Source organism: Acidobacteriota bacterium, from assembly GCA_030949985.1.
Classification (GTDB): Bacteria; Acidobacteriota; Polarisedimenticolia; order J045; family J045; genus JALTMS01.
Genome location: JAUZRX010000060.1, coordinates 34,285 through 60,329, shown reverse-complemented (window position 1 = coordinate 60,329; position 26,045 = coordinate 34,285). Strand labels below are relative to the sequence as shown.

The 26,045-nt window shown below is 67.6% G+C and carries 22 protein-coding genes and 1 pseudogene; 11 read left to right on the top strand and 12 right to left on the bottom strand.

Features of this window, described 5'->3' with window-relative positions:
- The 3 genes and pseudogenes from Q9Q40_12695 to Q9Q40_12685 all read right to left on the bottom strand — a co-directional run bounded on the left by Q9Q40_12695 (position 1) and on the right by Q9Q40_12685 (position 1,850).
- Positions 1 to 338 (bottom strand): annotated as a pseudogene (locus Q9Q40_12695) (transposase).
- Between the two features lie 355 nt (positions 339 to 693).
- Positions 694 to 1,434 carry a transposase gene (locus tag Q9Q40_12690; GenBank protein ID MDQ7008082.1) on the bottom strand — a complete coding sequence of 247 codons (741 nt, stop codon included), beginning with the start codon at positions 1,432 to 1,434 and terminating at the stop codon, positions 694 to 696.
- A complete protein-coding gene (locus tag Q9Q40_12685; GenBank protein ID MDQ7008081.1) occupies positions 1,431 to 1,850 on the bottom strand; it encodes a transposase in 420 nt (139 codons plus the stop codon). The genes Q9Q40_12690 and Q9Q40_12685 overlap by 4 nt, the downstream gene beginning before the upstream one ends.
- Before the next feature lie 709 nt (positions 1,851 to 2,559).
- Between Q9Q40_12685 and Q9Q40_12680 the strand changes: the two genes are divergently transcribed.
- The gene (locus Q9Q40_12680) at positions 2,560 to 2,889 is read left to right on the top strand and encodes an RNA chaperone Hfq (protein ID MDQ7008080.1); all 330 of its coding nucleotides are present in this window, start codon (positions 2,560 to 2,562) and stop codon (positions 2,887 to 2,889) included.
- Positions 2,886 to 3,908, top strand: a complete 1,023-nt coding sequence (pdxA, locus tag Q9Q40_12675; GenBank protein MDQ7008079.1) for a 4-hydroxythreonine-4-phosphate dehydrogenase PdxA — start codon at positions 2,886 to 2,888, stop codon at positions 3,906 to 3,908. Before Q9Q40_12680 ends, pdxA begins: the two co-directional genes overlap by 4 nt.
- A 27-nt stretch (positions 3,909 to 3,935) precedes the next feature.
- On the opposite strand, the gene tsaD is transcribed toward pdxA, so the two are convergent.
- On the bottom strand, positions 3,936 to 4,991 hold the full coding sequence (gene tsaD, locus Q9Q40_12670; GenBank protein ID MDQ7008078.1) for a tRNA (adenosine(37)-N6)-threonylcarbamoyltransferase complex transferase subunit TsaD: 1,056 nt from the start codon (positions 4,989 to 4,991) through the stop codon (positions 3,936 to 3,938).
- Positions 4,988 to 5,686: an O-methyltransferase gene (locus tag Q9Q40_12665; GenBank protein ID MDQ7008077.1), complete on the bottom strand. Its 699-nt coding sequence runs from the start codon at positions 5,684 to 5,686 to the stop codon at positions 4,988 to 4,990. Before Q9Q40_12665 ends, tsaD begins: the two co-directional genes overlap by 4 nt.
- A 163-nt stretch (positions 5,687 to 5,849) precedes the next feature.
- Between Q9Q40_12665 and Q9Q40_12660 the strand changes: the two genes are divergently transcribed.
- Positions 5,850 to 6,131: an MTH1187 family thiamine-binding protein gene (locus Q9Q40_12660; GenBank protein MDQ7008076.1), complete on the top strand. Its 282-nt coding sequence runs from the start codon at positions 5,850 to 5,852 to the stop codon at positions 6,129 to 6,131.
- A complete protein-coding gene (locus Q9Q40_12655; GenBank protein MDQ7008075.1) occupies positions 6,128 to 7,234 on the top strand; it encodes a DUF3810 family protein in 1,107 nt (368 codons plus the stop codon). The genes Q9Q40_12660 and Q9Q40_12655 overlap by 4 nt, the downstream gene beginning before the upstream one ends.
- A 164-nt stretch (positions 7,235 to 7,398) precedes the next feature.
- Here the strand turns inward: Q9Q40_12655 and Q9Q40_12650 are convergent, their stop codons facing one another.
- Positions 7,399 to 10,167 carry a hypothetical protein gene (locus tag Q9Q40_12650; protein MDQ7008074.1) on the bottom strand — a complete coding sequence of 923 codons (2,769 nt, stop codon included), beginning with the start codon at positions 10,165 to 10,167 and terminating at the stop codon, positions 7,399 to 7,401.
- A 261-nt stretch (positions 10,168 to 10,428) separates the two neighbouring features.
- Here Q9Q40_12650 and Q9Q40_12645 point away from each other — a divergent pair, with 261 nt between their 5' ends.
- Entirely contained in the window at positions 10,429 to 11,907 is a 1,479-nt protein-coding gene (locus tag Q9Q40_12645) for a DASS family sodium-coupled anion symporter (protein MDQ7008073.1), read from the top strand.
- Here Q9Q40_12645 and Q9Q40_12640 read toward each other — a convergent pair.
- The 5 genes from Q9Q40_12640 to Q9Q40_12620 are packed head-to-tail and all read right to left on the bottom strand — an operon-like array spanning position 11,873 to position 15,383.
- The gene (locus Q9Q40_12640; GenBank protein MDQ7008072.1) at positions 11,873 to 12,649 is read right to left on the bottom strand and encodes a glycosyltransferase family 2 protein; all 777 of its coding nucleotides are present in this window, start codon (positions 12,647 to 12,649) and stop codon (positions 11,873 to 11,875) included. The genes Q9Q40_12645 and Q9Q40_12640 overlap by 35 nt on opposite strands.
- A 19-nt stretch (positions 12,650 to 12,668) precedes the next feature.
- On the bottom strand, positions 12,669 to 13,391 hold the full coding sequence (ubiG, locus tag Q9Q40_12635; protein ID MDQ7008071.1) for a bifunctional 2-polyprenyl-6-hydroxyphenol methylase/3-demethylubiquinol 3-O-methyltransferase UbiG: 723 nt from the start codon (positions 13,389 to 13,391) through the stop codon (positions 12,669 to 12,671).
- The gene (locus Q9Q40_12630) at positions 13,388 to 13,675 is read right to left on the bottom strand and encodes a lipid-A-disaccharide synthase N-terminal domain-containing protein (GenBank protein MDQ7008070.1); all 288 of its coding nucleotides are present in this window, start codon (positions 13,673 to 13,675) and stop codon (positions 13,388 to 13,390) included. Before Q9Q40_12630 ends, ubiG begins: the two co-directional genes overlap by 4 nt.
- A 41-nt stretch (positions 13,676 to 13,716) precedes the next feature.
- Positions 13,717 to 14,787 carry a 3-oxoacyl-[acyl-carrier-protein] synthase III C-terminal domain-containing protein gene (locus Q9Q40_12625; protein MDQ7008069.1) on the bottom strand — a complete coding sequence of 357 codons (1,071 nt, stop codon included), beginning with the start codon at positions 14,785 to 14,787 and terminating at the stop codon, positions 13,717 to 13,719.
- Complete coding sequence (locus tag Q9Q40_12620; protein MDQ7008068.1) at positions 14,784 to 15,383, bottom strand: YceI family protein; 600 nt, start codon at positions 15,381 to 15,383, stop codon at positions 14,784 to 14,786. The genes Q9Q40_12625 and Q9Q40_12620 overlap by 4 nt, the downstream gene beginning before the upstream one ends.
- Positions 15,384 to 15,626: 243 nt before the next feature.
- On the opposite strand from Q9Q40_12620, the gene Q9Q40_12615 reads away from it, so the two are divergent.
- From Q9Q40_12615 to Q9Q40_12590, 6 genes are all read left to right on the top strand, one after another.
- Positions 15,627 to 17,597: a hypothetical protein gene (locus Q9Q40_12615; GenBank protein MDQ7008067.1), complete on the top strand. Its 1,971-nt coding sequence runs from the start codon at positions 15,627 to 15,629 to the stop codon at positions 17,595 to 17,597.
- A gap of 106 nt (positions 17,598 to 17,703) precedes the next feature.
- Positions 17,704 to 18,930, top strand: a complete 1,227-nt coding sequence (locus tag Q9Q40_12610; GenBank protein MDQ7008066.1) for an NAD(P)/FAD-dependent oxidoreductase — start codon at positions 17,704 to 17,706, stop codon at positions 18,928 to 18,930.
- An 82-nt stretch (positions 18,931 to 19,012) separates the two neighbouring features.
- Positions 19,013 to 20,464 carry a UPF0164 family protein gene (locus tag Q9Q40_12605; protein ID MDQ7008065.1) on the top strand — a complete coding sequence of 484 codons (1,452 nt, stop codon included), beginning with the start codon at positions 19,013 to 19,015 and terminating at the stop codon, positions 20,462 to 20,464.
- On the top strand, positions 20,457 to 22,451 hold the full coding sequence (locus Q9Q40_12600; GenBank protein MDQ7008064.1) for a protein kinase: 1,995 nt from the start codon (positions 20,457 to 20,459) through the stop codon (positions 22,449 to 22,451). The genes Q9Q40_12605 and Q9Q40_12600 overlap by 8 nt, the downstream gene beginning before the upstream one ends.
- Before the next feature lie 259 nt (positions 22,452 to 22,710).
- Positions 22,711 to 23,985: a DEAD/DEAH box helicase gene (locus Q9Q40_12595; protein MDQ7008063.1), complete on the top strand. Its 1,275-nt coding sequence runs from the start codon at positions 22,711 to 22,713 to the stop codon at positions 23,983 to 23,985.
- 65 nt (positions 23,986 to 24,050) lie between these two features.
- Positions 24,051 to 24,677, top strand: a complete 627-nt coding sequence (locus Q9Q40_12590) for a carbonic anhydrase (GenBank protein ID MDQ7008062.1) — start codon at positions 24,051 to 24,053, stop codon at positions 24,675 to 24,677.
- Positions 24,678 to 24,722: 45 nt separating this feature from the next.
- Here the strand turns inward: Q9Q40_12590 and mtnA are convergent, their stop codons facing one another.
- Complete coding sequence (gene mtnA, locus Q9Q40_12585) at positions 24,723 to 25,883, bottom strand: S-methyl-5-thioribose-1-phosphate isomerase (protein MDQ7008061.1); 1,161 nt, start codon at positions 25,881 to 25,883, stop codon at positions 24,723 to 24,725.
- Between the last annotated feature and the right edge of the window lie 162 nt (positions 25,884 to 26,045).

Genomic DNA, 26,045 nt, shown 5'->3' with positions numbered 1-26,045 from the left:
TCATCAAGCAGGGTCACGATTTCGTCGCTGAAGAACGCGCTGTCCACTCGAACCTCGATCTTCGTACGAGGGAGCCTCTCTCGGATCGCCTGGAGACACGCCAGAATGAACCGTTTCGCGCCATTCGAGTCGTGTACGTTTCCCGAGCGATGAAAGACGTCGAAGACTTGGCCCGTCTGGGAGATCGTGCAAAACAGCGGATAGTAGCTACGCGCACCCTTCTTCTTCTTGTTGAAGCCCACCGCGGCCCCCTCAGCGTGTCTCTTCGTCGACTGAACCGATCCGTCGAAGTCCAGCGTCAAGCGTGCCGGAGCCAGGACCTCCAAGCGGTCCAGCACCTCCTGCCCATCCTAACACCGATTACCGTCACCGCCCTGCTCGCGACGCTCGTGTTACGGTAAGCATTCAGCACACACTTGGAGCGTGGCAGGGCATTTCTTTCCGAAGTGTCAAACAGGGGGTGGCCGCGCTACGTCTTGATTGCGCCCCACGCGCGAGCTGTTTGAATCCACTCGCTGCGCCAGGCGTGCTTCTCGGACAGATGAATGACCACACGACGGACGGATCGCTCGACCCTTCCAGCGATCTTGAAAAGCATCAAACGAAGGCTGCCGATTTGCTTGCGGGCGATCGAGGGAAGGGTTCGAACCATGCGTGTCCGCATCATCTGCATCAATACATAGGCAGCGGCGGTCAGAAGGACGCGAAACTGGTTCGCCAAGACGCGATGGCAGCTCGTCCCCCGAAGTAGAGTTCGTTGTCGAGTTCCTTGATTCGGTTCTCGCTGTCACCGCGCATACGGTAGATCTTGTACACGTTCTCGGGTTTGTGCGGAAGATTGGTTACGACGAATCGAGGATTGTCTTTCGGCGTGCGTCCAGCCAGGCAAACGACTTCCGCCTTGTAGATCACACGGCGTTTCTGGCCCTTCCAGGAACGCGCGGCGTATCGAGTCTCGGAGAACAACACTACGCTCTTACCACTCTCGCGGGATAGACGCCGTGCCGTTCCCATCAATCGCTTGGAACGACGCTCCAGAACCTTGTTCTTGGCCATTGCGATCAGGTACTCCACCTTCTCCTCTTCGAGATACTCGAACATATCGGGCGAAGCGAATCCACCATCTAAGCGGACACGGATCTTGGCTTTCGGAAACTTCGCGCGTAGTCGAGCGATCGTGCGTCGCATCAGGTGTATCGCAGCCTGTCCAGCAGGAGCTGTACCAGGCCGCAGTATCGCAGCAAACAAGTGTTGATCGGGCTCGTTGTCGAAGGAGAGGAAGCCGAGCAACGGCAGATAGCACCACGATCCGTAGTGACCATTGAACAGCGAGTACTGTTGAGCGCCGTCAGTCGGGTCATCCGTGGGATCCAGGTCAATCGTGACTCGCTTCACCTTCTTGCGTCGAAGCCGCCGAGCATTCCAGTTGATCACCGTATCCGCGAGAGCCCCTCCCATGCGGTAAAGTCAACTGAGCGCGCATTGTTTTCGAGACGACAGAGCGTCGGCTGCGATGCCAGATTGGCACCATCGACCGGATCACGACCCACGATCATCTTGTGAACTGGATCTTCCGCCAAGCGAGCTGCGTCATTCGTGTCCGAGTCACCACAGGCAAGACCAAAAACACGTTGCCGGAGCATCTCTTCAATCGTATGCGAGACCTTGCCTGGCGCACGAGGATCAGCGAAACACTCCGCCAATCGCTGCGTCAGCCCAACCCGGGCATCCACAGACTTCAACAGGATCGCTCCGCCATCCGAACTTGTCATCGGTTCGTCGAAAGCGATGTGGACTGGCTTTTCTTCGAGGTCTTGAAAAATCACGGACTGTCGATTAGCATCATTCATGTGAAAGCCCTCGGAACTGCTGCGAGTTGTTTCCTACACACCAATTCTAGCAGTTCTGGGGCTTTTCGTTATTTGGTTTCGTGAATTTTCCGGGTTAGCGTCTACTATTTTGCCTGCCGTTTGACTATTGGCATTGATCACCAAGGTTTGACGTACTCGATTGCTGTCTTCATCGAAAACACTGTCATGGTAATGTTATTTTGGGTGTCATGGTTAGCATGGAGAAACAAGCTTACCGTCTTGAGGTCGTTGACGATTGCATTGCTTGCGTACTGCTGGATCTTTTGGTGCGCGCCCCCCTACTTTGGGGAAGGGCTGTAGACTGAAATAGGGGCGAATGCCGCTTCGGGAACCACCGGGCATGGATCTTCGACAGGGTCGAACCACAGTGGGTGTCCGTCAGTAGCGACGATGACGACCTTGGTGACTGCCGACGACCATCCAGCGTACGAGCGCTTCTCCGGATAGATGGGGCAGGTGACTTCGGCGTAGTACCGGGCCATGGCCGGGGCCGGCTTTTGGGAAGGCCCATGATTCGATACAGCGCCGGGGATGCGGGAATCGGGGGGGGTAAGTTACTGAAATATCTTGCCTTGGAGGATTGCGTGCGTGGGTGGGGGGGCGTCTTGTGAAGCCGCGCCGGGGCATGCTATTGTCCGCCCAAGTCCAAGGGGGCCGCTGTAGGCGGGCGAGCCCGGTAGCAGGGAGCATGATGGACAGGAAACCCAGCAGGGCGGGACAGGCCGACCGCAGGGAGCGATCTTTCGGAAGCGGGCGTGGCCCGGGTGGTTCCGACCAACGGCGCAAACCTCTTCCGCCGGAGAAAACCCACGCGGAGGAGTACTACTATCTCAAGCAGATGAACGCCAAGACGCCGATGGTGGTGGTGATGGCGGACGGCGAGGAACTGCGTGGCTGGATCGAATGGTACGACCAGCACTGCCTGAAGGTGCATCGTAACGAAGGACCGAACTTGCTGGTCTTCAAGCGGCACATCAAGTACATCGTCAAGGACTCGGCCGCCGAGAGCGGTGCATGAAGAAGAAGACCGTCGCCGAAGGAGCGACGGAGGGCGACAAGCCGGTTCTTGCGGTGACCTGCGGCGATCCTTGCGGTGTCGGCCCTGAGATCGTCTTGCGCGCCGTGGCGGAGGAGGCCACGGCGAAGAAGGCGCGGCTGGTCGTCCTCGGTGGGGAAAAGCACCTCCGGCGACTGGCGCGTGAACTGAAGATCCGCTGGCCGTTTGCCCACGTTGTCGACGAGGTTCCCGCAAGTCGTCGTTGGGAGAGGCCGGTGCTGGTGGACCTCGGCCCCGGCAACGAGGAATGGCTGCCCGGCAAGATTTCCGCCGGTGCGGGCAAGGTCGCGGTGGTGGCCATCGAGAGGGCCGTGACCATGGCTCTCGACAAGCAGGTCGACGGCATCGTCACCGCGCCGATCCACAAGGAGGCCCTCTCTCTTGCAGGTTGCTCCGATCCCGGGCACACGGAGATGCTCGAGCGACTCAGCGGCGCGCGCAAGGTGGGCATGCTCTTCTGGACTCCCGAAATGGCTGTGGGGCTGCTGAGCACCCACATGTCTCTGCGCGAAGCGATGAAAAAGATTCGCTGCTCGCGTATCGCCGAAATGCTCATCCTCTTCCACGACCAGTGGCAGCGGTTCTTCGGCGTGGCGCCTCATATCGCTGTCGCTGCGCTCAACCCTCACGCCGGTGAGGGGGGACGCTTCGGTCACGAAGAGATCCAGGAAATCCAGCCGGCGATCGAAAAGGCGCGAGAAAAGGGGCTGCGAGTCGATGGTCCGATTCCCGCCGACAGCGTCTTCGCCATGGCTCGGGAAGGACGCTTCGACCTGGTGCTGGCGCTCTATCACGACCAGGCGACGATCCCGGTCAAGCTCGTTTCCCGTCAGAAGTCGGTCAACGTCACTGTCGGTCTGCCCTTCGTGCGCACCTCGGTGGATCACGGTACGGCGATGGACATCGCCGGTAAGGGGGTGGCCAGTGCGGAGAGCCTCGTGGCGGCGATCCGGCTCGCCGCCCGCCTCTCCCGACGCTGAGAACCGGGTCTGCGCTGCTCGCTGTTGTCAGCGGTGTCGGCGTGACGAGCGTCGGGCTTCCTCCCCGCCCAGGGGCAGGCTGGCGGAAGCGTCCAGTTCTTCGATGTGATTGGCGCCGGTCTCGAGAACCTCGATACCCGCCCGGGCGATCATCGCGGCGTTGTCTCCACAGTATTTCAGCGGGGGAATCGCCAGGGCCAGGGAGTGCTCGTCGGCCAGGCGGGTGATCTCCTGCCGCAAAAGCCGGTTGGCCGCCACGCCGCCGGCGAGGACGAGCGAACGGGGCCGATCGGCCCGCAGGGCCTGGCGGGTGCGCCGCACCAGCTCCCGCACCACCGCGTAACGAAAGGAAGCCACCAGGTCGATCATGGTTTGGGGTGGATCGGCTTCGGGGTGGGGTAGCGGCGTGATTCCGGCCCGGCTCATGTGCTCGCGTACGGCGGTCTTGTAGCCCGAAAAAGAGAAGGCCGCGCCGTCCTTGATACGAATTTCTCCGAAGTGGAAGGCCTGGGGATCCCCCCGCGCGGCCAGGCGATCGATGGCGGGGCCACCGGGATAGGGCAGTCCCATCATCTTGGCGGCTTTGTCGAAGGCTTCCCCCGCGGCGTCGTCCCGGGTGCGAGCGAGTTGCTGGTACGCTCCGAAGGCCCGCACGCGCCACAGGGCGGTGTGGCCGCCGGAGACGACAAGGGCCAGGGCCGGAAAGGGCAGCAACGGGGCCTCCAGCCAGCCGGAGGCGATGTGGCCCTCCAGGTGGTTGACTCCCACCACCGGCAGGTGGCGGGTCAGGGCCAGAGCCCGCACGAAGTTGACCCCCACCAGCAGACAGCCCACCAGGCCCGGCCCGCGGGTGACGGCCAGACCCTCGATGCTTTCCAGATCGGTATCCGCCTCGGCGAGGGCCCGGTCGACCACCGTTCGGATCCGCCCCAGGTGATGGCGTGCGGCGATCTCGGGTACCACGCCGCCGTAGGGGGCATGAAGCGCCACCTGTGAGGAGACGACGCTCGAAAGCAGGCGGCGGCCGTCGGCCACGGCCGCCGCGGTCTCGTCGCACGAGGATTCGACAGCCAGCACTCTCACCGGGGCTCTCCCCGCGTCGCCGGCTCCACCAGGGCCACGGCGAGTCCGTCGGGCGTAGGCAGGCAGGCGCTGGTGCGTTGGGCGAAGAGGCGATGCAACTCGAGCACGGCCCGACGCTCGGCGGCATGGCTGTCGTCGAGCCCCGGCGGCGGCGGCGCCAGGTGCCCGAAGAGGTAGGCGTTGTCGGCGATCACCAGGCCTCCGGGTCGAAGGTGATCGAAGGCCCAACGGGCGTAGGCCGCATAGCCCGTCTTGTCCGCGTCGATGAACGCGGCATCGAAGGGCCCCCGCGATGCCAGCAGGTCGAAGTGCTCCCGGGCGTTGCCGGGGACGATCTCCACCCTTTCGGCGACTCCCGCCGCGTCGAAGACCCGCGCGGCCGCCCGGGCATGCCGCGGATCCATCTCGCAGGTCAGAAGCCGGCCCTCGGGGCCCAGGGCATCGAGGATCCACAGGGCCGAATAGCCCGAAAGGGTGCCGAACTCCACCACCCGGCGGGCACCGATCGCCCGCAGCAGCAGCCGCAGGATGCGCCCGTCGCTCGCCGAGATCTGGATCCGTGGCAGGTCGTACTGCTCGAGGGCGGCGAGAGCCTCGGCCAGCCCCGGTGGGTGCCCGCCGTAGATCTCCTCGACCAGTGCGAGGATCTTCGGGTCGTGGTAGACGCCGCCGTCGCGGCTTTTCGGGTCGGCCATCGCGGCTCCTGGAGATCGAGTGCCCGGGGAATCATCGCCCGCTCCGGCGTATGGGCGCAAATGGGCCGACAAAATGGAGCCGCCAGCGCGCTCGGTGCTGAATCCGGCCGCCCGTGCCATCATGGAGCGGGTCGCAACAGCAACGACCCGAGGGCGGAAGACCATGAAAGTCCTCGCGGAAATCCAGGTGATCCCCATCGGCGTCGGCGTCTCGGTGCGCGAGCCGGTGCGGCGCGCCCACCAGCTTCTGGTCGAGTCGGGGCTGGAAGTGCAACTCCACGCCTACGGCACCAACGTGGAAGGGGAACTCGACGAGGTGCTCGACGCGATTCGGCGGATCCACGAGATCCTGCACGCCGAGGGTGTTCCCCGCCTGTCCACGGCGGTCAAGATCGGCTCGCGCACCGACAAGGAAGTCAGTCTCGCGGGAAAGCTCTTCTCGTGAGGCCTTACTACGACCGGGGCGACCGACACCGGCGCTTGCCGGGCTGGTGCCGCTGGGGCCTGGGGGCGGCGGGCGTGACACTGGTGACCTTCGTCCTGCTCGCTCGCCTGCCGGGGCTGGTGGAGGCGGTCTACGCGCGTCGCGTCTATCCCCTCGTGGCCCGCGTCCTCGCCGGCTCGAGCGCTTGGCTGCCCTTCTCCCTGGCCGAGTTTTCCTTCCTGTTGGTGGGCCTGGCGGTGCTCGGAGCCCTGGTCTTCGGCTATCGCGGCGCCCGACGCCGGGGGGCGGGGGGAATCACCGCTGCCTTCTCCGGGCTGGTGCGGGCCCTGGCTGTCGGGGGCTGGGCTTGGAGCCTCTTCGTCGCCCTGTGGGGTCTGAACTATCTGCGCGATCCTCCCGTGGCGATCTTCCGGCTCGGGCCCCCGCCCGCGGCGGAAGTCGCCGGGCGGTGGCGCGAGCGCATCGGCGAGCGCCTCGACCTGCTGCGCGACGGTCTCGAGGAGGATTCCCGGGGCGTGATCCGCACGCCGGAGGATCTGCCCGCCCTCGACCGCCGGATCCGCGAGCTGGAAGCCGCCGCGGCGGCCGACCTGGGTCTGCCGCGGCCCGCCGGTGGGCGCACCAAGGTCTTCCTGAGCAGCCCCCTTCTACTGCGCTGGGGTGTGTCGGGCACCTATGGTCCGTTCACCGGCGAACCCAACGTGGTGCTGCCCGCCCCCCCGGGATTGTTGCCGGCCATTATGGCCCACGAGCGGGCGCACCTGGCCGGGATGGCCTGGGAAGAGGCTGCCTCTTTCCTCGGCCTGCTGACGCTCTGGCGCTCCGACGATCCGCGGTTGCGCTACTCCGCCTGGCTGAGCCTGTGGCTCGAACTGAACCCGACCACCTCGGGACGCTCGCCAGCCGTTCGGCGGGACCTGCGGGCCATCGCGGCCTTTTCCCGCGCCCACAGGGGCTGGGAAGCGCCGGCGGTGCGCCGCACCTACAGCGCCTACCTCGAGGCTCACGGCGTGACCGGGGGGACGGCCAGCTACTCGCGGGTGGCCGATCTGGCCCTGCGTTATCTGAGCAGTTCCGGTATGCCCCGGGCGCTGGAGCCCTGAATCCGGGCATGCGCGGGCTGTGCCGAAAGGTGGATCGACTACCGCATCGACGCCGTGCGGGCGGGGCGGGAGAGGCTCTTGTCGCGCACGACGGGCAGTGACCAGGTAGAGCTGTACTTCCGCGGATCCCTCCCGGGATCCGCGGCGACGAGAGTCCCCGATCTTCAGGGGCCAGGACAGTCGATCTTCCACGACGGGTTTTCGTCATTGAAGGCCCGGCAGGCCGCCACGGCCTCGTCGAAGACGCTCAGCACCTCCTCCGCCTCGCAACCTCCGGCGGTGGTGCCTGCCAGGTGGAAGCGATGGTCGGCTTGCGGACCGCGGGCGGTGGCCGCGACCAGCACGCCGTCCCGCAAGGTGTAGCGGTAGACCGTCGACCCCGCTCCGCCCTGCGGCCTACCCGCGGGATCGACGACCGCCAGACCGCCGCTGCGTTCCCGACGCAGGTTCAGCTCGAGCGGGCGATAGTCGTGCAGCCCGTCGGGCGCGAGAGAGATTCCGCCCTGCGCGACCATCGTCTCCCAGCGTTCGGCGAGAGAGGCGGGATCGGGGCCGATCAGTCGGACCCACGCCTCGGTCGTGGGGCCGCGGTGGATTTCGATCACCTCTTCTGCGCTGTCGGATGCGACCGTTTCCACGATGGGGGCCTCTCCCAGGGGAGGCCATGCGAGCCATGCGTGGTGGCGGCGCTCGGGATCGAAGAAACGCTCGTCTCCTTCCGCGTGGAGGACCCAGGATCCGGGTAGAGAGACCTTGCCCGACAGCGGGTCGAGATCCGAACCGAGCGAGGCCTCGAGGCTGCAGGTCTCTGTCACCTCGAACGCATTGCCGAGGTAGTGCAGGCCCGAGTGGAACTGGTGGGCCAGGACGTGGTAGGTGCCCACGTTCATACCGGGTGGAACGGTGAACTCCATCCGACCGTCGGAAATCCGCAGGACATCCTCCAGGGCCGGATTGGTGCGAACGACCGCAAGGTCGAACCAGCCCACCGACAGGGCCCGCGACGGGTCGAGAGCGACCGCTCCGATTTGCACGCTGCCCGGAAGATCGGTGGCGGAGCGAAGTGACGCATGCAGCGGATCGAGAGAGGTGTCAAAGACCTTCAGGCCCAGGCTGTCGCTGATGTAGAGCTGGTCGCCCACCGCGGTCATGTCTCGTGTGGCGTGTACCGGTCGCAGCCAGGCGTCCGCCCGCCGGGATCCTTTTTCGAGGACGGCTACGGTACTCAGGGAACCGACGTAGAGATGATTGCCGACGATGGCGCACCGGTGAGGGAACTGTCCGAGGACCTGTGGCGTCTCCCACACCATCTCGGGAGCCTCGGGGTTGCCGATGTCGGCCTTGAACAGGCCGTTGGTGGAGGAGACGATGTAGGCGTCCGACCCATCGAGACAGACGTCATCGAAGATGACGTAGTTGCCCCATGCGCTCCGTGCGGGGATGCGGCCCACTTCGACGGGATGCAGGGGGTCGGCGGCGTCGACGATCAGCAGGGCCCGGTCCTGGACGATGTAAAGCCACGAGCCCCGCACGACGAGGCGAACTCCCGTCAAGTTCGGGATCTGCGCCACGGCGGTCGGCGCCTCGGGATTCGAAAGATCGAAGACGGTCAGCCCGGGACTCCTCCCGGACAGCGCGTAGAGCAGGCCCTGGCCGACAGCCAGGTCGTTGGGATCGCCGGCCTCGTCGATGCGGCCGATGCGCTCCGGGCCTCGAGGGCCGTCGAGGCGCCAGATTTCCACACCTTCTTTCACGCCGACGTAGAGCCGATCGTCTGAGGCCGCCATGCTCCTGCGGATGGTGGAACGGTCCTGGAAGTGGAACAGCGGCGCGGGGCGCTCGACCCGCCGCGCGTCGATTCGGTGACGGAGCGAGTAGAGCCCTTCGATGATCCACGGCCCGTGCAGAATCAGCGTGTCGGGGTGATGGAGCGATCCGCCGATGGCCTCGATCTCCACCAGCGCGGCCGGGTCGCTGACATCGAACAGCGCCGTGCGACTGGCCAGGCGGGCAACGAGCCGGTGGCCGTCGACATCATCGACATCGAAGCGGGACACGCCGGCGGGAAAGCCTCCCAGAAGATCCGGCGTGGCGGGATCGGAGATGTCGAAAATGACCAGGCCTTGTGGGTAGGAATAGAGGTAGAGGCGTTCGCGGGAGACCTGGATTTTGCGCCAAGGCATGTAGGAACGGCTCGAATAGACGATCTGCGGGGCGTCAAGGTCGCGGTGGTCGATGACGAGCAAACCCGTCGAAAACCCTCCGCCATAGAGGAAGCCGCCCTCCAGGGTGAAGTCCGTGAAGCCGGGGCGCGTTTCGATCCGGCTGCGTTCGATGGGGTATGCGGGATCCGTCAGGTCTACGAAGTGGTAGCCATCGAATTCGGACCACACTGCGGTGGAGCCGTCGATCGCCAGCGAGATGAGATAGATGCTCGACGGGATCTCCAGTCGCCCCACGGCCGTCGGGCTGCCGGGATCGCTGGCGTCGATGACGACCAGAAAAGACCGCCAGTTTTCCCAGTCGAAGACGGCGACCAGGGCCAGGTCCTGGTCGAGATCCATGGCGGTGATCTCCCCCTCCAGGGTGAGTCTCGCGATCTCGATCAAGCGGCCGTCAGGCTCGAGTTGCAGCAGGACGAGAGTGTTTTCACGGGCGCCGTAGAACAGATCGCCACGATGATCGAGTTTCGCAACGCTGTCCTCCGGGCCCAGATCGACGATGCCCCCTTCCACGAGCGCGACCTGCATGTCCTCGGCGAAACCGCTTCCCGAGAGAGTGACGGCGGTACTCGCGGTGGGGCTGCCCGAGTCGGGTTCGAGAGTGTCGAGCCGGGGCTGCCGGGCGAGCGCGCCGCGGACGGCCAGGGTGGCGACGATGACCGTGGCGAGCAGAACGAGCGATGGGCGGTGACGGTTTTCGTTGGCGTGCATGTTTCCCTCTTCGGGGCCTGGCCGGTCCGGACCCTCTTGGCGATGGCGCGCAAGGAGGACCCGTCCTGCACGCATCGGCCATCCTTGAACCAGCGCGGGTCACGACGGCGAAGTTACGTTTCCCGGATCCTTCGATCCATACAAGTCGGAGTTTTTGTTGGTTAGTCCGATCCTGACATGGACGAGCCCCCGGGTGGGGCCGACCGGAGGGACGTGGTGACCTGTTATCATGTCGTCCTCGTCCCTGCCGGGAGTTTCCGGATGCCTTCCGCTTCGACGCGACAGCCTGGAGCCGCATGGGCCCGCCGGGTGGGTTTCTGGGGCGGTTCGCTGGGGGCGGTGGCGTTGCTCGTGCTCGGCCGTGGCGCCGGCGAGCAGGCCCTGGTCTGGCGCATGGCGGCAGTGGCGGTGCTGATGGCCTGCTGGTGGGTCAGCGAGGCCTTGCCCCTGGCGGCCACCGGGTTGGTGCCCGTGGTGGCCTTTCCGCTGCTGGGCATCATGCCTGTCGCCGACGTCAGTCGGCAGTACGGCCATCACCTGATCCTGCTCTTTCTCGCCGGTTTCCTGCTCGCGCTGGCCCTGGGGCGCTGGGAACTCGACCGCCGCCTGGCGCTGAGCATCGTGGCGGTGATGGGGGATCGGACCCGGGTGATCATTCTCGGCCTGATGGTGGCCACCGCCTGGCTCTCCATGTGGGTCAGCAACTCGGCGACGGCGGCGATGATGATGCCGGTGGGCCTGGCGCTGACCGAGCATGCAGCCTCCGAGGTTCGCGGCCTGCAAGGGGTGGACGTCCGCCCCGGACGCTTCCGTTTCGGCGTGGCGGTCATGCTGGGTACGGCCTATGCAGCTTCCATCGGGGGTGTGGGCACCCTCGTGGGCACGCCGCCCAACGTGCTGCTTGCCGCCGTGCTGGAGGATCTGGCGGGCATCCACGTGGGTTTCGGCCAATGGATGCTGGTTGGAGTTCCTGTCGTGGTGCTGACCCTGCCCGTGGTCTGGCTCTGGTTGGTGCGGGTGGCCTATCCACCGGAGGTCGAGCGCCTGCCCGGAGGACGCCGACTGGTCCGGGAAGAGCTGAGTCGCCTCGGGGCCTGGACTCCCGGGGCGCGCCGCACCGCAGTGATCATCACCCTGACCGCGGTGGCGTGGATCAGTCGCGAGTTGTGGCAGGGGTGGATCGCTGACGAGGGCATGCTCAACGACGCCGCGGTGGGTGTCGCCGGAGCGCTGGCGCTCTTCCTCACGCCTTCCGGAACGGGGGGCCGCCTGCTCGAACGGGATGCCTGGCGAGAGGTGCCTTGGAACGTGCTGCTTCTTTTCGGAGGCGGGCTGGCGCTGGCCAGGGGCGTGATCGACACCGGCCTGGCCCGGGTGCTCTCTCGGGGGGTCGTTGCGCTGGGAGAGATGCCGCCGCCCGTCTTCCTGACGCTCGTCGTGCTGGTCGTGATGAGTTTGACGGAGTTCGCTTCCAACACCGCTTCGACGGCGATGATTCTGCCTCTGCTGGCGGTGGCGGCCGCCGGTCTCGGCCTGGAGCCGCCGATCCTGATGATTCCGGCCGCACTGGCTGCGTCGATGGCCTTCATGATGCCCGCCGGGACGCCGCCCAACGCCATCGTCTTCGGGACCGGCTACGTGCGGATATACCAGATGATCAAGGGGGGGCTGGGGGCCAACCTGATAGCTCTGGTGGTGATTGTGATCACCACGTTGGTGGTGGTTCCACGCCTGTTCTGAGCGCTTGCTGCGACGGGTCCGGCGTGTCGTCCACGGCGACCCGCAGATCCACGTGCCGGCGCCGCAGCCAGAGGACCCCGAAGAGGTCGGCGATGCCCCGCCACAGGCGGTTGTGCAGGCCGTACTTGGCCTCTCCGTGAATCCGGGGGCGGTGGTTCACCGGCATCTCCACCACCCGGGCGCCGTACATCTGCACGAGGGCGGGTAGAAAGCGATGCATGCCGTTGAAGGGGGGGACCCAGCGCAGCAGCTCGGTGCGGTAGATCTTCAGTGAGCAGCCCACGTCGCTGATCGAATCCTGGAGCAGGGTGCTGCGAACGCGATTGGCCACCCGGGAAGAAAGCCTCCGCAGCCAGTCGTCCCGCCGCGTGGCCCGGATGCCCGAGATCACGTCGTTGTCCCCCAGGGCGTCGAGCAGGCGGGGGATGTCGGCGGGGTCGTTCTGGAGGTCGGCGTCGAGGGTGACCGTCAGCGCGCCCCGGGCGCGCATGAAGCCCGCGGCCAGGGCCGCCGACTGACCGCTGTTGCGGGTCATCCGGACGATGCGGACCCGGGGATCTTCCGCGGCGCCCCGGCGCAGCGCGGCCAGGGATCCGTCGGTGCTCGCGTCATCGACACAGATCACCTCGTAGGACTCCCGGCGGCTCTCCAGCGCAGCGCGGATCTCGCCCAGCAGGAGAGGGATGTTCTCTTCTTCGTTGTAGACGGGGATGACGATCGACAGGTCCAAGGGCTGGTTCATGGGGGGCTCAGGGTACTCTTCAGCGGCCGGAGGGTCCACTGCCGGAGCGGACGTAGAGCGTGCTATAGGCCAGGGCGAGACTGCGAGCCGGGCGGAAATGGACCTCGCGTCGCCAGAGGGTGCGCAGCAGCCGGGGGAACTCGCCGCAGCGCCGGCTTCGCTCGAGTCCGCACGCCGCGGCGGCCCGGTCGAGTTCTCCGGGTCGTACGAAGAGGCGCGGATCGTGCGTTCCGCGGGGTACCAGGCCCACCCCTTCGGCCAGGTAGACCGCCAGCCAGCGTGCCGACAGCGTACGGTTGATCGTGTTGACGTAGAGCGTGCCGCCTGCCCGCAGCAGGCGGGCGGCTTCCCTCACCGCGCGGGCCGGGTGCTCGAGATGCTCCAGCACGTCGGCGAGCAGCACGTGGTCCGCGCAGCCGTCGGGCAATGGAGCCTGATGGAGATCGGCCCGGGTCCAGCCGATGCGTCGCTCAGCGGCGTGATCCCTGCCCGTGCCCAGGCTGGCGGGGGAGAGATCGACGGCCACGACATGAGCCCCTGCACGGGCCAGCGGCTCGGCGAGCAGGCCGCCCCCGCAGCCCAGGTCCACGACCAGGCGGTCGCGCAGATCGTCGCCCAGCCAGCGCCGCAGCCATCGCCAGCGAAAGATGTTGATCGTGCGCAGCGAGGCAAAGGTCCGGGACCGTTCATCCCACCATTCCCCGCCATGAACGTCGTAGATGTCGAGACGATTGCGTTTCACCCGGAATGCTGACCGGCCGGCGCGTCGGAGCGGTGAATCAGCCAGAGGTTGCGGCCATAGATGAACAGGCCCATGCCCTGGCCGAGAATGAACACCGGGTCGAGGCGATGGATCGCGTAGCTCAGGAGGATCATCCCCCCCGCCACGCTGAAGTACCAGAAGGCCCGGGGAACGACACTCCGCTTTTTCTTTTCCGAAGCGATCCACTGCACGAGGAAGCGCATCGAGAACATGGCCTGGCCGGCAAAGCCGACCGTCATCCAGATCACGTCAGTGCTGGGCATGGTTGTTGTCGTCCTCCCTGGCTTCCATCGGTCCCACGATGCTACCAGCGAGCGAGAAGGAGTTCCGAGCAGAATCCGGGGCCCATGGCCGCGAGCACTCCCATGGTTCCCGGAGCGGGCCTGGCGTGGCGCATGGTGTGCTCGAGCACGAGCAGCAGCGAAGCGCTGGAGAGGTTGCCTTTTTCCTTCAGGCAGTGCCAGGTGGCGGCCAGGTGGCTTTCATCCAGGCCCAACGCGTGCTGGAGGGCCATCAGGATTTTCGGGCCCCCGGGGTGACAGACCCATGATCCGATGGCGTCGCGTTCGAGGCCGTGGGCCGTCAGCAGAGCGTCCACGTTGCCCACGATGTTACTGCCCACGACTTCCGGGACCGTGGCGGAAAGAACGATCTCGAAGCCTTTCTCCGAGATCTTCCAGCCCATCACGTTTTCTGTGGCCGGATAGAAGAACGCGCGATTGTCCAGCAACTCCGGCCCCGCGTTCCGGGCGGGATGCTCGGCGCCGACCAGCACGACGGCGGCCGCTCCGTCGGCGAACAGGCAGGAGGCCACCAGGTTCTTCACCGACAGGTCGGTGCGCTGGAAAGTCAGCGAGCAGAGTTCCACCGACAGCAGCACCGCCACCTGATCGGGATAGGCCTTGAGATAGTCCGCCGCCCGGGCCAGGCCGCTGGCGCCGGCCACACAGCCCAGGCCGAAGATCGGGGTCCGTTTGACCCGGGGCGGAAGACCGAGGCGATTGGCCAGCAAGGCGTCGACGCTGGGTGACGAGATCCCGGTCACGGAGACGAAGTAGATGGCGTCGACGTCGGCGGGTCCCACCCCGGCTTCATCGAGGGCCCGGGTGATGGCCTGTTCCCCGAGTTCCACGGCGGTGCCAATCCACAGGTCGTTGGCCTGGCCGAAGGTCTCGATGGCTCCGTAGCGCGAAAGGGGGACGGAGAGATGACGCCGCTCGACCCGCGTGCTCTCGATGAAGGCTTCGAGGCGCCGGACCACGTTCTCCGGTGGCCGCCAGGTCCGGAGCATCTCCTCGAAAATCTCTTGCTGGGTGTGGACGTGGGGCGGAAAGGCCGTGGCCACGGCGGCGATGCGGGCACCGTCCGCCGTCATGAGTGCGGCTCCAGATGCAGCGCGATGAAGATGGTCACCCGCGGGTCGACCTTGATGAAGCCCAGCACCCGCGGCGGCTTGATCGAAAAGGCGGGCATTTCGAGATCGGCGCGGCCCACGACCTTCCAGCCGTCGCCCTCCTCGGGCAGAAGGGTGACCTCCATCGCCAGCGGCCGGGAGACCCCATGGATGCTGATCGTGCCCCGGGCGATACCCGAGAGGGAGCCGGCGTCTTCCCGCGCGCCGAGTTCGAAATCCTCCAGATCGAAAGCGATCAGGGGGTAGCGATCTGTTTCGAGCCGCTTGTACATCTGCCTGTCGCGGCCCTTGTTGTCGGTATCCAGGGAAGCGGCCTGGACCTCGATATGCGCCCGGGGCTGCCGGCCGGGGTCCCGGGGGTCGAAGCGGACGCGCCCACTGACCTGCGTGGTGCGACCGGTAAAGTCGTGAAGTGTGCTCGCCCCCTCGAAGCCGACTTCGGAAGATCCTGCAAGCAACTCGTATTCCACGGTTTGCGCCAGAACGGGGAGGCATCCAGCGGCCATCGTCACCAGGACTACGGCGACGACCACTCGGCAATGGACCGGAAGAGACATGTCGACCTCGCGCAAAAACAAGTGACGGGACGCTCCTGCCGGCACTGCGGCATCGGCACTGCGGCATCGGCAATGCGGCATGAAGCTCGACTCGGGCCTTCCTTTCGACCCTACACCCGCGCCGGGGCCGGCGCTAGCGGAGCAGGGGCGCGGCCCCCCCCGGGGGGTAGACGGACTCTGCTATCGTGCGTTGCGGCGTTCCCGGCGGGGCGTCGAGCAGTGGACCGGAGGTGGGCGGCGGCGGTGAGTACCCGGCGGACAAAGACTCGAATTCCGGGGCGAGGTGGAGCGCTGGCGCTGCTCGCCCTGCTGGCCCTGCCCTCGGCGTGGCTGGCCTGGATCGGCAACACGGTCGAGGTCGATCCATCCAACGGGGCGATGAAGTCCGTCGGCACCCCCCAGGCCCGGGATTACCAGCGGCGTGTCGAGCTCTTCGGTGAGGACCACCTGGTGCTCGTGGCCGCTCCCGGCGAGGGCTCTTCCGACGCCTTCGAACAACTCGCCGACGACCTGTTCGAAATCGAGGGCGTCGAAGATGTGGTCGACCTTCCCACCGACCGCACGGCCTGGCCCGTGCTGGCCGTGCTGCTTGGTGGTGACGGACGGGGCGGGGGCTACGCGGGACCCGCCCGCGAGGTGCTCCGGCGGGTGAAGCGCTTCGGTGGTGAACGGGAATGGCTCGTCACCGGTCAGCCTATCGCGGAAATCGCCATCGCTCACGGCGTGCGACAAGAGAGTCGTCGCCTGCTGCCATGGGTACTGGCGGTGCTCGTCACGGTGCTGGGGCTGCGCTACCGGAGGGCCGGGTACCTGCTCGCTGTGCTGTCTCCCCCCCTTCTGGCCATCGCTTGGATCAGCGGCGCCTACGTGCTGCTGGGGTATCGGCTCGACCCCGTCTCGAGCCTGCTCCAGCCCGTCTTGTTGACCGTGGGCGTGGCCGGGTCGGTGCACCTGGTCGAAGCCTTCCGCCGCTATCGCAGCCAGGGGCGGCAGCCGGATGCCGCATTGCGGGAGGCGTGGCGCGAGATCGCCTTTCCGGCGCTGCTGACCGTCGCGACCACCGTGGCGGGCTTTCTCACACTCGGTGTCCATCTGATTCCCGCGGTTCGGCGCTTCGGCCTTTTCGCCGCCTTGGGCGTCGTGGTGGCCGGGGTCCTGGCCTTCCTGGCCGGTTCAGCCTGGTTGCTCGTGGCTCCCGGCCCCGCGGGATCGAGTCGGTCCGGGGGGGGGCAGGAGGGGGAAGGCTGGCGGACGCTGGCCGCGTGGCTGGCCCGCCGACGGCGAGGTGTGCTGCTAGCCTTCGTGCTGCTGACCGCGGTGGCCGTCACCCAATGGCCCCGGTTGAAGGTGGATACGGATCCCGTCGGCGTCCTTCCGGCATCGAGTGCTTTTCGTCGCGATTTCCATCGCCTGGCCGGGCAACTCGGAGGCGTGGAGATCTTCGACCTGCTCATCCCCGCCGCCGACCGGGAACGCGTCACCCCGCTACGCCGGATGCTGCTGGACCTGCCCCAGGTGGTGGAGGTCGTCGACGAACAGCAGGCCGCGAGCGGCGAGACGCTGCTGACCGCCGTGATGGTGCCGTCGAGCACGTCTCTGCGTTTCAAGCTCTTCGACGCCGTCGAAGCCGGTGCCGCCGCCCTGGGGTCGCCGGGCAGTCGGGCGGTGGGGACCCTGGTGCGGGTGGCCCGGGATTCCCAGCGCCTGGTACGCGACCAGCTTCTGGCAAGCCTCTTGACTCTGATCGTGCTGCTGGTGGCCGGGTTCTGGGCGTCCCGCCGGCTCTCCCTGGCCCTGGTCGGTGTCGTCCCCAACCTGGTGCCGGCCATCGTCGTCTACGGCGCGATGGCGCTGGCGGACCGGCCGGTTTCCGTGGCCACGGCCATGATCGCTTCGGTGATGTTGGGCCTGGTCGTCGACGACACGCTGCATTTTCTCGTGCGCTACGCCCGCGCCGAGCGCCGGGGACTCGATCCGGCCGCCGCTGTCAGCGAGGCGATGAGGACGGCCGGGGCGCCGATCGTCTTCACCTCGCTGGTGCTCTCGGCAGGCTTCGCCGTCCCGCTCTTTTTCGGCACCCTGGTGACGACCCGGGAATTCGGCGCCCTGGCCGTGGCCACGATCCTGCTGGCGCTGGTTGCCGACCTGTTGCTGCTGCCGGCGGTACTCCTGCGCCGCCCGGGACTCGCCGCCGCGTCCTCCGGTCTTCACTGACCGGCGCGGGTCGGTTCAGCCCCGGTGCCGGGAGAACCCTACCGTGCCGTGGGAGTTGGGGCTCATGATGGGTATGATCCCAGGTGCGGCGTACGGGAGGAAACCGATGACTCGGGGTGAAGCGGTCGACGTGCTGATTGTCGGTGCCGGCCCTGCGGGGTCGAGTCTGGCCCTGCGACTGGCTCGGGCGGGTTGCCGGGTCCGGCTTGTCGATCGCGCTGTTTTTCCCCGCTTCAAGCCCTGCGGCGAGTTCATCAGTCCCGAATGCCTGCCGATACTCGATGACCTGGGAGCCCTCGAGCCGCTGCTCGACGCCGGAGCCCACCGCGTGGAGGGCATGCGGCTTTTCGGCTGGGGGCAACGGGCCCACGGTTGCTACGGGAGGGTGGCCCGGGGGAGTGGCGGGGACCACTGGGGCCTGGGTCTGCGGAGGGAGGTCTTCGACCGGATTCTGCTCGACCGGGCCCGGGCCCGGCGAGGGGTGGAGTTCGCCGAAGGCGTGCGCATCGGCCACCTTCTGCGGGACGGGCGGGGGCGCGTGGTCGGTGCGGCGGGTACCGATCGCAGCGGGCGGGAAGTCGAATTCAGAGCGCGGTTCACGGTGGGCGCCGATGGGGTTCGCTCGCGCGTGGTTCGGGACCTGGGACTCGCCCGGCCCACACGGTGGCTCCGGCGCCATGCCCTGGTGGCTCGCTACGAGGGTGTACCGCCCCTCGACACCGGCGAGGTGCATCTCTTCGATAGCGGATACTTCGCCGGTTGCAGCGTCGACCAGGGACTTTTCACGCTGAACCTCGTCATGGCCAGCCGGTCGCTGCAGGGAAGTGATCTCGACTCGATCTTGGACTCCCGGGCGGCGGATCATCCCTCCCTGGGGCCCCGCCTGGCGCGGGCCCGCCGGGTGGAACCGGTGCGGGCCATCGGGCCGCTGGCCTTCAGCACCACCCGGCAGGTCGTCCCCGGTGCGGCCCTTGTGGGGGACGCCTGCGGCTACGTGGACCCCATGACCGGCGAGGGCATCTCCTTCGCCCTGCGGGGGGCGGAGATTCTGGCGGGGGAACTGGTGCGTGCCCTGGCCGAGGTGGAAGTGCCGGGTCCCCGGGAGCTGGCGGCCTATCCGCATCTCCGCCGGAAGGAGATCGGCTTTCGCCTGCGCCAGGCCCGGGGATTGCAGCGGGGGGTGGCCCATCCCTGGCTGGCGCGTGCGGTGCTCACCCTGCTGGCCCGCCGGCCGGCCCTGGTGGATCTGCTGGTCGAGCGCACCGGGGGAGTCGCTCCGCCGCGTGCGGTGCGCGGCCCCTGGCCCTGGCTGCGCGCTCTGGCCGTGCGCTGACCGGGCGGGCCTTTTTCGCTTGCGGGACATAGTTTGGCCCTCGTAGCGCCACCTCGTGGAGAGGTGGCCTCCGGGAGGAAAGATGTCTCGCGTGCTGCCCGCAGCCCTGGTTTTCGCCGGGATCGTCCTGACCCGGGCCGCCGCCGAGCCGCCCCAGGTCGTCGAGGAACCCCGTGTGCCCTTTGGCGTGATCATCGCCGAACAGGCCCGGGCGTCGTTTACGCTCCGCGGAGCCGGGGCCCGGGCGGCGGGGATGGGCGGGGCGTTTACCGCCGTGGCCGACGACGCGACCGCGGCTTCTTTCAATCCTGCCGGCCTGGCTCAACTTCGGCTTCCGGAGATCTCTGTCGTCTATTCCAGCCAGCGGCTGGAAGATCGCTACACGGGCTTCGTTTCCTTTGGCGAGACGCCGCCCCTGCGGTTGACGGACTCTTCCGACACCTTTGGTCGTGACGGTTTGAACTTCGTTTCCGCCACGCTGCCCTTCCGGATGGCCGGGAAGCACTGGGCCGTGCAGATCTCCGAGCAGCGCATGGTGAATTTCGACTATGACGCCGTGTTCACATTCTTTGGTGACCAGGCGGATGGTTCGGCCCGCCTGGCGTCCATCGTGCAGAGCAGCCAGCAGGCCGGGTCGATCAAGGCCCGCACGGTGTCTCTGGCCGTGGAGCTGACCGACCGGACCCTGGTCGGGGCCGCCTACAACAGCTGGGACGGTCAGTGGGACTTCACCAGCTTCAACGCCCGAGCGTTGATCGGTGCTCCCACCGACGAGTTTTTCTTCGCCTACACCCAGGCTTCCCGCCTGCGGGCCCGGAACATCGACCTGGGAATCCTGTTGCGCTATCCGCACTTCCGCGTCGGCGTGCGCTACCGGCGCAGTTTCGACGCCGCGTACTCGTTCTCCGGTGACACGGACAGCAACGTGCCGCTGAGCCTGACCTCGCTGCCGCCGATCGACACCAGTCTGCACTGGCCCAGCTCGCTGAACGTGGGAGTCAGCCTGCAGCTCTCCGAGCGCTGGCTGATGGCGCTGGACTGGGGGCGGACCGACTGGCAGGAGTTCACCTTCGACCCCGGCGACAAGGTGCAGGTCGGCTTCTTCGACCTGCTCAGCGCCGGACAAACCACCAGCGGGGTCAGCTCCGACTGGCGCATCGGCAGCGAGTACCTGTTCTTCATCGGCAACGCGGTGGTGCCGGTCCGGGCCGGCGTCTTCCGCGAACCCTATCCGACTCGCGACCTGGTGACCCGGGAGCGGCTCGTGCGGCGAGGCTTTTCGGTGGGCGCCGGAATCAAATGGAGAACCGTGGCCGCCGATCTGACCCTTTCCCGCACCCGCGCCGATGCCGAAGTCAGCCGCTTTTTCATGCCCGCCAGCCTGGATACCCAGAGCCTGGTGTTCAATTCCTTCGGCAACCTGGAGAAGACCGAGACGACGATCATCGCCTCGTTGATCGTCCAGATTCCCGAGGGAAGCCGGCTTTCACGGATCCTGCGCCGGATCTTCGTGGGCCCCGGGGACGATGACTGAGTGGCGCGGCCGGCCCCCCGGGACGCTCCGGATCCTGGGCGTGCTGTCGGCGCTCGGCGTGCTGGCGGTCGGTTTCGCCGCGGCCACCTTCCACGATGCCTACCGTCGGGGTCTGGCCGATGAACGTGCCGGTCGCTGGGAGGAAGCCCGGCAGGCCTTCCTCGAGGCGGCCCACAAGCGACCCGAGCCCGCCCGCCGGGTCCGTACCTACGGGCTCAATTTTCTCGAGCATTACGACCCCTACCTGCACCTGGCCCGGGCCGAGCTGGAACTCGGCCTGATCGAGGAAGCCGCCGAACACCTGCGTCGTTCCCGTCAGGCCGGCGTGTCCCCGGCCCGCGTCCTCGAGCCTGTCGAGCGCAGGTTGGCCGAGTCCCGGAGGCGCCGCGATCGGTCTTCCCTGCGGGCGGTGACCCGGGTTCCGTCCGTTCCACCTCCGGCTCCCCCCCGCCCGGCGCCGAGCGAACCGGAGCCGACCCTCCTGGCTCTCGAATCCATCCCTCCGGGGGCCGACGTCTTCGTCGACGGCCGGTTGCTGGGCATGACGCCGGTGGAACTCCCCGTTGCCCCCGGCATGCATCGCCTCGAGATTCGCCAGGAGGGTTTTCTGGCGGCCCGCAGACAGATCGAGGCGGGGGCGGGTGAGCGGCTGAGCCTGCGCTTCGAACTCGAGCCCCAGGCGCCGCCTCCACCGGTTCCTCCCGCACCGCGGGCGGTGGATGCGTCCGCGTCGTCACCTTCGGCGGCACCTTCCGGGAAGGACCCGGCCCCGGTCGCGGAGGCCCGTCCCGCCCCGCGGCCGGTGGTCGCGGAAAAGCGGGAAGTCGCCGGGCGGGATCCGCGACCGGCCGCGACGCCCCGTGAGCCCGCCTCCCGCGGGAGCGCGCCTCCGGCCCCGCCGGCCCACCGCTCATCTTCCTCCCGGGTGTCGGCGCCCCGGGGTCCGGGTCCGTTCACGGTCCTCTTGCTGGTGGTGGTCGGCGTGCTTTGCGTGCTGGGGATCGTGGCGTTGCGCCGCTTGCTGGCGGCGCGTCGGGGGGGCGAGCCGGATCCGCCGGCGCGTCTGGCGATGGAAACCCGGGACATGCCCCACACCGGTCTGACCCCCACGTTTGCCGGACCCGGGCAGGCGCAGGCCGGCGAAGGCTCGCAGTTCGGGCCCTACCGGATCATGGCCTTGCTCGGTCGGGGCGGGATGGCCTCGACCTACCGTGCCCGACGCGTGGGCGACGAGCGCGAGATGGCGCTCAAGATCCCCTATGCCCACCTGCTCGAAGAGCAAGAGTTCGTCGCGCGTTTTCTGCGGGAAGGAGGCCTGGGGGCGACCCTGCATCACCCCAACATCGTGCGCATCTTCGAGGCGGGTGAGCAGCAGGGTGTTCCCTTCATCGCGATGGAGCTGCTGCGCGGCGAGACCCTCGAAGCGCGCATCGCGCGGGTCGGCAGGCTCGAGTTGCGGGAGGCGCTGGATATCCTCAGGGGCATCGCCCTGGCCCTGGACTACGCTCACCTCAAGGGCGTCGTACACCGCGACCTCAAGCCCGAGAACGTGATGTGCCTGACCGGGGGGGGCGTCAAGGTGATGGACTACGGCATCGCCAGGGTTCTCGACGGTTCCAACCTGACGGCGAGCCACTCCTTTCTCGGCACACCCAACTATGCGGCCCCGGAGAGCTTCGATCCGGCCAGGGTGGACGGACGCTCGGATCTCTACAGCCTGGGGATCATCGCCTACCGCATGCTTGCCGGTCGGCTGCCCTTCACCGGCGGCAGTCCCCTCGAGATTCTCGACCAGCACCGTCGCGCTCCGCTGCCGGCTCTGCCCGGGGAGGCGGTCATCCCACCCCGGGTCGAGGCCATGGTTCGCCGGATGACGGACAAGTCTCCGGCCCGTCGATTCGAAAGCGCCGAGGCGCTGCTGCGGGAGCTCAACGCGATTCTCAATGCTCTGGCCGAGATCTCGGTCACCGAGCCGACTTCTTCCTGACCCGCATCCGGCGACTCCGCTGCCGGGGGGGGCGGAGTCTTTTCGGATCCGGGTTGCGCCGGACCGAATGACAGCGTAGCTTGGTCCTGTGATCGGGTCCCCGCCCGACCGCGGCGAACAACAGGGTCTCTCGCTTCACCTCCCCCGAGATCACGCCGCTATCCATCTCTCTTGCCCTTTGCTGTTGTGTGGGTCGGAAACGTACGGCTGCGCCGTACAGGCCGATGCCTGCACGAGTCCAGCGGAGAAAAACTACTTCATGTCGACACTAGCTTCCCTCGAGCCCACCGGCTTCGACCGGTTCGGGCTGCACGATCTCCTCATGCGCGGTGTTCGGGCCGCCGGCTTCGATACCCCGCGTCCGATCCAGGACGAAACCATCCCGGCGGGCCTCGCCGGCCGGGACGTGCTGGGCCTGGCCCAGACCGGCACCGGCAAGACCGCGGCCTTTGCCCTGCCGCTGCTTCAGCGGCTGCTCGACGTGCGCGGCCGGGGACCGAGGATCCTGGTCCTGGCCCCCACCCGGGAGCTGGCGACCCAGATCGCCGCCGAGATCCGCCTGCTCTCCAAGTTCACCCGGTTGAAGATGATCACGATCTACGGTGGCGTTCCGGTTCGCGGCCAGATCAACGCCCTGCGGCAGTCGCCGGAGATCGTCGTGGGCTGTCCGGGCCGGGTGCTCGACCTGCTCGGGCAGGGCGTTTTACGCCTGGAGAAGATCGAAACCGTCGTTCTCGACGAGGCCGACCACATGTTCGACATGGGTTTTCTTCCCGACATTCGACGGATCCTCAAGGCGTTGCCGCCCCACCGCCAGAACCTGCTCTTTTCGGCCACCATGCCGCGGGAGGTGCGCTCGCTGGCGAACAACCTGCTGAAAAAGCCCCACGTGGTGGAACTGGCCGACGCCTCCCCGGCGTCTACCATCGACCATGCCCTGGTGCTGGTCTCCGAGGAGCGCAAGCGGGCTCTTCTCGAGCACGTTCTCGCTACCGAGGAGTGCCGGTCGGCCATCGTCTTCACCCGCACCAAGCATCGGGCGCGCCGCCTGGCCGAGCAGCTCACCAAGGCCGGGCACCGGGCCGTGGGTTTGCAGGGGAATCTCTCCCAGGCCCAGCGGGACCGGGCCATGCGCGGCTTCCGCTCCCGCCGTTACGATGTGCTGGTGGCGACCGACATCGCGGCCCGCGGCATCGATGTCAGCCGTGTCTCCCACGTGATCAACTTCGACGTGCCCAGCACTCCCGAGGCCTACACCCACCGCATCGGCCGTACCGGTCGTTCCGAGTGCAGCGGTGTGGCCTGCACTTTCGTCACGGGTAGCGACCACGGTTGGGTGCGCGCCACCGAGCGGATGATCGGCGCGCCGATTCCGCGCCGGCAGATCGACGGCTTCGAGGCCGATGCGGTCGAGAGGCCCGCGGCTGCGCGGCGTTTTTCGGGGAAGGGGAAGCACGGCGCGTCGTCTTCCGGGCGCAAGCGGTGGGGAGGCCGCTCCCGGTCTTCCGGCGGCCGTTCCCGCGGCCGGCGTTGACGGCGGACTGGCCCGCGGTCGGGTGGGTCGGTAGGATGGCGATCCTCGACTCCCGGACCTGAATCATGGACGTTGCACGGCAGGCACTCGATCGGCTTCGACAGGGCAATCGCCGTTTCGTGGGTGGGCTCGCCGCTCGCCACGGCGCGCGGGACGCGGACCGTCGGCGGGCCCTGGTCTCGGGGCAAAAGCCCGTGGCCGTGGTCGTGGCCTGCGCCGATTCCCGGGTGCCTCCGGAGATCGTCTTCGACCAGGGACTGGGGGATCTCTTCGTGGTGCGCGTGGCGGGCAACGTGATCGATCCCGTGGTGCTCGGCAGCGTGGAGTTCGCCGTGGAGAGCCTGGGGACCCGCCTGATCGTGGTTCTCGGCCATTCCCGCTGCGGGGCGGTGGCGGCGACCGTTGACGTGGTGGAGAGCGGCAGAGACGCGGACTCGCCCCACCTGCGGGCGATCGTCGAGCGGATTCGGCCGGCGGTGGACGCCGCACGCGATGTCGCCGGTGCCGTCGAGCGGGCGGAGTGGATCCGTCGGGCTGTCCGGCGGAACGTTCAAAATTCGGCCGGGACGTTGCGCGACGACTCCCGGGTCCTGGCCCGGGCCGCGAGGGAGGACGGCTTGCTGATCGTCGCCGCCCACTACTCGCTCGACACCGGCGAGGTGGCGTTCAGCGGCTCCGACGCCGCGCGGTGACGCGGCCGCCGGCGATGTCCCCCCGGGCGGCTCCCGGGCGGGAGTTCACGGAGACGCTTCCTCCGTCTCCGCCGCCCCCCCGGGGGCTTGGGAGTCCCCGTTCTCGTCGAAGTCCGCCGCGTTCTGTGCCTGCCGTTCCTCCTCGGGATCTTCAAGGCCCAGCATGGATCTCAGGGAGACGGCGTAAGGGGCGCGGGCCACGCCCTTTTCCGTGATGATCGCCGTGACCAGTTCGGCGGGAGTGACATCGAAGGCGGGATGGCGGGCCGGGACTCCTTCCGGGGCGCAGCGCCTGCCGGCGTATTCCAGGACTTCGGCCGCGTCGCGCTCCTCGATGGGAATCCGTGAGCCGTCGGCGGTGGCGGGGTCGATGGTGGAAGTGGGAGCGGCCACGTAGAAGGGCAGGCCGTGGCGTCGGGCGAGCACGGCCACCGTGTAGGTGCCGATCTTGTTGGCCGTGTCGCCGTTGAGGGCGATGCGATCGGCGCCGGTGATCACCATGTCGATCTCGCCCCGGGCCATCAGGTGGCCGGCGGCGTTGTCGGTGATCACCGTGACGGGAATCTCGTCCTTCTGGAGTTCCCAGGCCGTCAGCCGGGCGCCCTGCAGGTAGGGCCGGGTTTCGTCGGCGAAGACTTCGACCTTCTTACCCTCTTCCACGGCGGCGCGGATCACGCCGAGGGCCGTACCGTAGCCCGCGGTGGCCAGGGCCCCGGCGTTGCAATGGGTGAGAATGCGCGCACCGTCGGGAACCAGCAGCGAGCCGGCCCGGCCCAGCTCGCGGTTGGCCTGCACATCCTCCTCGAGGATGGCCCGGGCTTCTTCCTCGATCCGGTGAGCGACTTCTCCCGCCGGCAGACCGTCGGCCAGGGCGCGTTCGGCCACACCGGCGAGCCGATCCACGGCCCAGGCCAGGTTGACCGCCGTGGGTCGGGCTTGCTTGAGCCTTTCCGCGGCGCGGGGCAGTTCCTCGGCCAGGTCACGCCCTTCCTCCGCGGCCCGGCGCAGGTCCAGGGCCAGGCCGAAGGCGGCGCTGACGCCGATGGCCGGTGCGCCCCGGACCACCATCGCGGTGATCGCTTCGGCCACCTCCCGGCCGCTCGAGCACCTTATCCAGCTCTCTTCCGCGGGCAGGAGCCTCTGCTCGAGCAGTTCGAGAACACCATCCGTCCAGCGCAGGGGAGTGATCATCCGGGCAACCTCCATGGGGCCGGCGCATGATAGCCGCCAACGGGCTTCCGCGACATCCCCGACGCGGACGCTTCCACGTGGGAGCGATCGGTCCGGCCGCGGCGGGTCGCCCGGGCGGACCGGCCGATGCCTGGCCGGCCGTCACAAGGCTCCGGACACAAAAACCCGGCCCCAGGG

What these genes read in the sequence shown, in the direction of transcription:
- Q9Q40_12685 (MDQ7008081.1), bottom strand. Translation starts at nt 1,850, where the DNA reads ATGAATGATGCTAATCGACAGTCCGTGATTTTTCAAGACCTCGAAGAA.
- Q9Q40_12680 (MDQ7008080.1), top strand. Translation starts at nt 2,560, where the DNA reads ATGATGGACAGGAAACCCAGCAGGGCGGGACAGGCCGACCGCAGGGAG.
- pdxA (MDQ7008079.1), top strand. Translation starts at nt 2,886, where the DNA reads ATGAAGAAGAAGACCGTCGCCGAAGGAGCGACGGAGGGCGACAAGCCG.
- Q9Q40_12665 (MDQ7008077.1), bottom strand. Translation starts at nt 5,686, where the DNA reads ATGGCCGACCCGAAAAGCCGCGACGGCGGCGTCTACCACGACCCGAAG.
- Q9Q40_12660 (MDQ7008076.1), top strand. Translation starts at nt 5,850, where the DNA reads ATGAAAGTCCTCGCGGAAATCCAGGTGATCCCCATCGGCGTCGGCGTC.
- Q9Q40_12650 (MDQ7008074.1), bottom strand. Translation starts at nt 10,167, where the DNA reads ATGCACGCCAACGAAAACCGTCACCGCCCATCGCTCGTTCTGCTCGCC.
- Q9Q40_12645 (MDQ7008073.1), top strand. Translation starts at nt 10,429, where the DNA reads ATGCCTTCCGCTTCGACGCGACAGCCTGGAGCCGCATGGGCCCGCCGG.
- Q9Q40_12640 (MDQ7008072.1), bottom strand. Translation starts at nt 12,649, where the DNA reads ATGAACCAGCCCTTGGACCTGTCGATCGTCATCCCCGTCTACAACGAA.
- Q9Q40_12630 (MDQ7008070.1), bottom strand. Translation starts at nt 13,675, where the DNA reads ATGCCCAGCACTGACGTGATCTGGATGACGGTCGGCTTTGCCGGCCAG.
- Q9Q40_12625 (MDQ7008069.1), bottom strand. Translation starts at nt 14,787, where the DNA reads ATGACGGCGGACGGTGCCCGCATCGCCGCCGTGGCCACGGCCTTTCCG.
- Q9Q40_12620 (MDQ7008068.1), bottom strand. Translation starts at nt 15,383, where the DNA reads ATGTCTCTTCCGGTCCATTGCCGAGTGGTCGTCGCCGTAGTCCTGGTG.
- Q9Q40_12610 (MDQ7008066.1), top strand. Translation starts at nt 17,704, where the DNA reads ATGACTCGGGGTGAAGCGGTCGACGTGCTGATTGTCGGTGCCGGCCCT.
- Q9Q40_12605 (MDQ7008065.1), top strand. Translation starts at nt 19,013, where the DNA reads ATGTCTCGCGTGCTGCCCGCAGCCCTGGTTTTCGCCGGGATCGTCCTG.
- Q9Q40_12600 (MDQ7008064.1), top strand. Translation starts at nt 20,457, where the DNA reads ATGACTGAGTGGCGCGGCCGGCCCCCCGGGACGCTCCGGATCCTGGGC.
- Q9Q40_12595 (MDQ7008063.1), top strand. Translation starts at nt 22,711, where the DNA reads ATGTCGACACTAGCTTCCCTCGAGCCCACCGGCTTCGACCGGTTCGGG.
- Q9Q40_12590 (MDQ7008062.1), top strand. Translation starts at nt 24,051, where the DNA reads ATGGACGTTGCACGGCAGGCACTCGATCGGCTTCGACAGGGCAATCGC.
- mtnA (MDQ7008061.1), bottom strand. Translation starts at nt 25,883, where the DNA reads ATGGAGGTTGCCCGGATGATCACTCCCCTGCGCTGGACGGATGGTGTT.